The following is a 6057-nucleotide window of genomic DNA, read 5'->3' as shown; positions in this document are numbered from 1 at the left end:
CTGACGACGTACCGGGATGTCCAGGTGTCACCGGACTTCTCCGAGCTGCGTCGCCGGTTCCGGCGTTTCGTGTTCCCGATGACCGCGCTGTTCCTGGTCTGGTACTTCGTCTACGTCCTGCTCGCCGACTACGCGCACGGCTTCATGTCGCACCGGATCGGCGGCAGCAACATCACCGTCGCGCTGCTGTTCGGCCTCGGCCAGTTCGTGTCCACGTTCGCGATCACGATGATCTACGTCCGCTGGGCGGACCGCCGGATCGACCCGGACGCCGAGAAGCTGCGTCACCAGATCGAAGGAGCCCCGCAGTGACCGCCCCGTTGATGTTGCCGCTGGCAACGGTAGGCAACCCGACCGTGAACATCCTGATCTTCGGGCTGTTCGTGCTGGCCACGCTGGCGATCGTGTTCCGGGCCTCGCGGAACAACAAGACCGCGGCGGACTTCTACGCCGGCGGCCGGAACTTCACTGGTCCGCAGAACGGCATCGCGATCTCCGGCGACTACCTGTCCGCGGCGTCGTTCCTCGGCATCGCCGGCGCGATCGCGCTGAACGGGTACGACGGCTTCCTGTACTCGATCGGCTTCCTGGTCGCCTGGCTGGTGGCTCTGCTGCTGGTCGCCGAACTGCTGCGGAACACCGGCCGGTTCACGATGGCCGACGTACTGTCGTTCCGCCTCAAGCAGCGGCCGGTCCGGATGGCCGCCGCGATCTCGACCCTCGGCGTCTGCTTCTTCTACCTGCTGGCGCAGATGGCCGGCGCCGGGGGTCTGGTCGCGCTCCTGCTCGGGGTGTCCGGGCGCACCGGGCAGAGCATCGTGATCGCGGTGGTCGGCATCCTGATGATCGTGTACGTCCTGGTCGGCGGCATGAAGGGCACCACCTGGGTGCAGATCGTCAAGGCCGTCCTGCTGGTCATCGGCGCCGGGATCATGACGCTCTGGGTGCTGGCGAAGTACTCCTTCAACCTGTCCGGGCTGCTCGGTGCCGCGGTCGACAAGAGCCCGGCGGCCGGCGAGAAGCTGCTGAACCCGGGCCTGCAGTACGGCCTCACCGGGGTCACCAAGCTGGACTTCCTCTCGCTCGCGCTCGCGCTGGTCCTCGGTACCGCGGGCCTGCCGCACGTGCTGATGCGGTTCTACACCGTGCCGGACTCGAAGGAGGCCCGGCGCAGTGTCAGCTGGGCAATCTGGATCATCGGCATCTTCTACCTGTTCACGCTGGTCCTCGGGTACGGCGCTGCCGCGATCGTCGGACCGGACCGGATCAAGGCGGCTCCCGGCAAGGCGAACTCGGCCGCCCCGCTGCTCGCCTACGAACTCGGCGGCGAGGTGCTGCTCGGGATCATCTCCGCGGTCGCGTTCGCCACGATCCTCGCGGTGGTGGCCGGGCTGACGATCACCGCGAGTACGTCGTTCGCGCACGACATCTACGGCCAGATCATCAAGAAGGGCCAGATCAGCGGCGACGGCGAGGTCCGGGTGGCACGGCTGACCGCGGTCGTGATCGGCATCGTCGCGATCATCGGCGGCATCTTCGCGAACGGTCAGAACATCGCGTTCCTGGTGGCGCTCGCGTTCGCGGTCGCGGCCAGTGCGAACCTGCCGACGATCCTGTACTCGCTGTTCTGGCGCCGGTTCAACACCCGCGGCGCGCTGTGGAGCATCTACGGCGGTCTGGCGTCGACGATCATCCTGATCGTGTTCAGCCCGGTCGTCTCCGGCAAGGTCGACAAGAAGACCGGCGCCAGCCTGTCGATGATCACCGACATCGGGATCGACTTCCACTGGTTCCCGCTGGACAACCCGGGCATCATCTCGATCCCGCTGGCATTCCTGCTCGGCTGGCTGGGCACCGTGACCAGTAAGGAACAGGTGGACGTCGACAAGTTCGCCGAAATGGAGGTCCGCTCCCTCACCGGCGCCGGCGCCGAGAAGGCGGTGTCGCACTAGAAGACCTGTCAGGCAGGCCCTGCTGAACCGACGCGAGCCTGCCTGACAGCACTAACGGTCAGATGGTGAAGGTGAGGGACGGCCAGAGTTCGTAGAAGGATTCTCGGGAGGTGTTGCCGCGGGCTTCTTCGGCGGCGTGTAGGCGGCCGTAGGTGAACGGGTTGCCGCCTTCGGCGAAGACCTGGAGGGCCAGGGCGTGCAGGAGCTGGCGGGAGACGACCGAGTCCTGGTGTTCGCCGAGGATCTCCTGGACCTGTTCGGCGCGGTCGGCCAGTTGGCCGGCTTCGTCGCCGAGGACGGGTACGGCGGACTCGGCGGCGTAGCGCAGGCGCTTGGCGGCCTTTCGTACCTCGTGGAGCTCGTGGTCCTGCTCCGCGACCGTCTCGGCGTTCTGCGAGCGGCGGACCGCCTTCCGCATCCGCTTGTAGTCGTGGGACAGCAGGTCACGGATCTGGTTCTTGGCCTTGCGGTCGTCGCCGGTCACCGGCGGTTTCGCGAGCAGGTCGTCGAGCGCGTCGAGCAGCCGGAAGTATCGCGGGCTCTCCAGCGCGGCCAGCGCACCGGCGCGGCCTTCGCGGTACACCCCGCGCAGGTGGTCGTCGATCCGGCCGGCGACCCGGCCCATCACCAGCTCGGTGGGCTGCTCGGCGACCTCGGCCGCGAAGTGTTCGCGCTGCACCTCCGCGTCCCGCGCCGCCCCGAACTCGCCCGCCAGCCACTTCAGCTCGGCGCGGAGCTCGTCACCAGCCGCGCGGTCGATCACCGGCCGGTACGTCGCCAGCGCCGACCGCAGCCGCCGCGTCGCGACCCGGAACTTGTGGATCGAGTCCGGCAGATCCCGCCGTACCTCGGGGTCCCGCTCCTGGATCGCCCGAACCTGCGCGCCGGCGTACGCCCGGAACAGGTCCGACGTCCGCGGCTTCTTCGGCAAGGACCATTCGCGGTACGCCGGGACGCGATCGCCGAGCGCCCTCGCCAGCTTGCTCGGACCACTCGCCGGGCGGGCACCCGCGGACGTGAGCAGCTCGCCGGCGTCCTCGAGCAGCAGGTGGTCGCCGTCGACCAGCTCGACCTCCCACTCGCGCCAGCTCTCCGGCTCACCGCCCGCGACCGTCGCGGTGACGTGGTCGTCGGCCAGCTCCGCGAGCACCGCCCCGTCCGCGTCGAGCAGCCGGTGCACCACCCGCCGGGTCGCCAGCGTCACCACCGGCTCCAGTGGGTGGTCCCGAACATGGACCCGGACCGTCCGCACGACCGCGATCGGAACGCCGCGGACCGAACGCCCCAACGGGTACCGGACCTCCAGCCGGCCGCTCGCCCCGGGGAGCTTCACGTGCCAGCCGTCGTCCTCGCCACCGGTTCGTCGGCGCAGCGTGATCTTGCGGGCGGCCAGCTCGAGGCCGGCGGTGTCGTAGTACACCGCCTCCAGGTCGAGCTCGACCGGCTGCGCGACGCTCGCGACGCCGGGCAGCTCGTGCAGCGCCGGCACGATCGCGTCGTCGCCGACGTCGTACTTCGTCTCGATCTCCAGCTGCTCAGTCGGGGCCATACCCCTTGTTTACCAGGCGTTCATGAACTGGCCCGCAGATCGTCCACCAATCGTTGCAGATCGCGATCTGTGACACCGCCGACGGTGGGCCGGAGCTGTCGGCGCTGGTTCCGGTTCAAGGCCCGGCAGATCGCGGCGATCAGGATCAGGAAGGCGATCATCTTCGTCCCACTCCCTTGAAGAACGTGTAGTGGAAGGTGCCGCCGGGTGCGGCTGACCTCTCCAGGTCGCGGATGCCCGCGGACCACTCGGTCGCGGTCAGCAGCCCGGCGGCGAGCGCGCGTTCGCGGACCGACTCGACCATCGCGACGAACGTCTTCCGGGTGAACCCGTCGACGAGGTGCGGGAGGTTCTGGTCGGCGTACACGGTCCGCGGCCCGACCTCGACATCGGCGTACCCGGCCTGCTCGAGCAGCGGCTGCAACCGGCGGCCGATCAGCGAGTCGCCGCCGGCCGCGGCCTGCAGGTCGACGAGGCAGCCGACGACAGCCTGGGCGCGGGCGCTGCGCGGGTGGAAGAACGCGGACCCGTGGTCGCCCTCGATCACGGTGATGGTGCCGCCCGGGGTGAGGAGGCCGCGGAGCCGGGCGAGGGCGCCGACGGGGTCGGCGAGGTGTTCGAGGACGAAGCAGACGGAGACGTGGTCGAACTTCTCGTCCGGCAGGTCGCGCAGGTCCGCGTGCCGCCAGTCGACCCGTGCGTACGGCGCATGCTCGGCGACGCGGGCCTTCGCCTGCGCGAGCGACGCCTCGGAGATGTCGATCGCGACCAGGTCGATGCCCGGGCTGCGGGTGACGAGCTGGACGGTCTGCGCGCCGACGCCGCAGCCGGCCTCGAGGACCCGGCTGCCGGCCGGGTACCTCGTACCGCCGTGCAGCAGGTCGGCGAGCGTACCGGCCTGGTCGGTGAGCCGGCGGGTCTCCGCCGGGGTATAGCCGTGGACGTAGTCGGTTCCCATAACTCCACGGTCGCGCCACAATGGTCCTGTGAACAGGTCCAATCCGGCACGAAGTGGCCGGTCCAAAGGCGGGTCGGACTTCCTCCAGCTCGATCCGTCCGAGGCGCCACCGGGCGGTCTGGCCGACTGGCTCACCGAACGCCTGCGGTCCGCCATCGCCGGCGGCCGGCTCGCGGTCGGCACCCGCCTCCCCGCGACCCGCACCCTGGCCACCGACCTGGGCATCTCCCGGGGCGTCGTCACCGAGTCCTACCAGCGCCTCACCGAGGACGGGCAGGTCGCGGGCCGCGGGCGCGGCGGCACCGTCGTGGTCGCGGCGCCGATCGTCGACCGCTCGACAGGACGTAGACGTCTACGTACACGAGCCCGCCCGCCTGGCGCGCCCGGCGAACGGGCCGAATCCGCGGACACCTCCTGTCGTCCCGCCGACGACCCGGAGATCTTCGACACCCTGCGATCGGCCCCGGCCCGGGTGGACCTGACGCCGGGGGTGCCGGACTTGGCGGCGTTCCCGCGGGCGGCGTGGTTGCGGGCGGAGCGGGCGGTGCTGAGCGGGCTGGGGGCGGCGGAGTTCGGGTACGGCGATCCGGCCGGGACGCCGGCGCTCCGGCGCGCGGTGGCGGGGTGGCTGGCGCGGTACCGCGGGATCGTGGCCGACCCGGAGGACCTGATCATCGTCGCCGGGGTCGCGCAGGCCCTCGGGATCATGGCGCAGGTCCTCGAACGGCACGGCCTCGAGGAGATCGCCGTGGAGGATCCCGGCTCGCTCGGCTCCCGGCAGCACCTGCAGCACTGGGGGATGCGGACCCCGCCGATCCCGGTCGACGAGCGCGGGCTCCAGGTCGACGTACTGCGGAAGTCCGAGGCCGCGGTGGTGATGGCGACACCGGCGCACCACTTCCCGACCGGGGTGGTCCTCGACGGTGAACGGCGCCGCGAACTCGTCCAGTGGGCCACCGACGGCGGCCTGATCATCGAGGACGACTACGACGCCGAGCACCGGTACGACCGGCCGCCCGTACCGGCGTTGCGCGCGATGCTCCCCGACCAGGTGTTCTACGTCGGCAGCGTCTCCAAGCTGCTCGCGCCCGCGCTGCGGATCGGCTGGATGCTCGCGCCCCCGCAGTACAAGCACGAGGTGATCGCCCGCAAGCGCCTGGCCGACCTCGGCAACGCGGCGCTCCCGCAGCTCACCCTCGCGGAGCTGATGGAGTCCGGCGAACTCGAACGCCAGCTCCGGCTGCTCCGCCGCCGGCACCGCACCCGCCGGGACGCGATGGTCGCCGCGATCCGCACAAACTTGCCGACGGCAACCATCCACGGCGCCGCCGCCGGGCTGCACCTGACCATCACCTTCGACGAGGCGGACGACATAGCGCTCGCCGCGGCTGCCCTGGATGCGGGCGTGAAGTGCCACCCGCTGTCCTGGCACTGCCAACTCCCGCACGCGCCCGGCCTGGTCCTTGGGTACGCCGCCCGTACCCCGACCGAGATCACCGAAGCAATCGCCACGATCGCGAAGGTCAAGTCCTCCGGGTGATCAGGAACAGCAGGTACGGCGCACCGAGGAAGGCAGTCACCACCCCGACCGGTAGCAC

The 6057-nt window shown here is 70.4% G+C and carries 6 protein-coding genes; 3 read left to right on the top strand and 3 right to left on the bottom strand.

The window, feature by feature from the left end:
• On the top strand, positions 1 to 312 hold a 312-nt coding region (locus VFF46_RS21465), incomplete at its 5' end, for a DUF485 domain-containing protein (protein WP_325038961.1).
• Positions 313 to 323: 11 nt separating this feature from the next.
• Positions 324 to 1952, top strand: coding sequence for a cation acetate symporter (locus VFF46_RS21460; RefSeq protein WP_325038962.1), 1629 nt, complete (start codon positions 324 to 326; stop codon positions 1950 to 1952).
• Between the two features lie 58 nt (positions 1953 to 2010).
• Here the strand turns inward: VFF46_RS21460 and VFF46_RS21455 are convergent, their stop codons facing one another.
• From VFF46_RS21455 to VFF46_RS21445, 3 genes are read right to left on the bottom strand one after another with little or no spacing between them, the layout of a single operon-like run.
• Positions 2011 to 3501: a CYTH and CHAD domain-containing protein gene (locus VFF46_RS21455; RefSeq protein WP_325038960.1), complete on the bottom strand. Its 1491-nt coding sequence runs from the start codon at positions 3499 to 3501 to the stop codon at positions 2011 to 2013.
• Positions 3502 to 3521: 20 nt separating this feature from the next.
• Positions 3522 to 3662, bottom strand: a complete 141-nt coding sequence (locus tag VFF46_RS21450; RefSeq protein WP_325038959.1) for a hypothetical protein — start codon at positions 3660 to 3662, stop codon at positions 3522 to 3524.
• Positions 3659 to 4459 (bottom strand): methyltransferase, encoded by an 801-nt coding sequence (locus VFF46_RS21445; RefSeq protein WP_325038958.1) that lies wholly within the window; start codon positions 4457 to 4459, stop codon positions 3659 to 3661. Before VFF46_RS21445 ends, VFF46_RS21450 begins: the two co-directional genes overlap by 4 nt.
• Before the next feature lie 28 nt (positions 4460 to 4487).
• Here VFF46_RS21445 and VFF46_RS21440 point away from each other — a divergent pair, with 28 nt between their 5' ends.
• The gene (locus VFF46_RS21440; protein ID WP_325038957.1) at positions 4488 to 5999 is read left to right on the top strand and encodes a PLP-dependent aminotransferase family protein; all 1512 of its coding nucleotides are present in this window, start codon (positions 4488 to 4490) and stop codon (positions 5997 to 5999) included.
• Positions 6000 to 6057: the final 58 nt, after the last annotated feature.

It is taken from the genome of Kribbella sp. (assembly GCF_035655035.1).
GTDB lineage: Bacteria > Actinomycetota > Actinomycetes > Propionibacteriales > Kribbellaceae > Kribbella.
Note: the sequence above shows the minus strand (reverse complement) of the source record. Positions and strands in the feature narration are given on the sequence as shown.

Coding starts and splice junctions, on each gene's coding strand:
- VFF46_RS21460 (WP_325038962.1), top strand. CDS start 324: ATGTTGCCGCTGGCAACGGTAGGCAACCCGACCGTGAACATCCTGATC.
- VFF46_RS21455 (WP_325038960.1), bottom strand. CDS start 3,501: ATGGCCCCGACTGAGCAGCTGGAGATCGAGACGAAGTACGACGTCGGC.
- VFF46_RS21450 (WP_325038959.1), bottom strand. CDS start 3,662: ATGATCGCCTTCCTGATCCTGATCGCCGCGATCTGCCGGGCCTTGAAC.
- VFF46_RS21445 (WP_325038958.1), bottom strand. CDS start 4,459: ATGGGAACCGACTACGTCCACGGCTATACCCCGGCGGAGACCCGCCGG.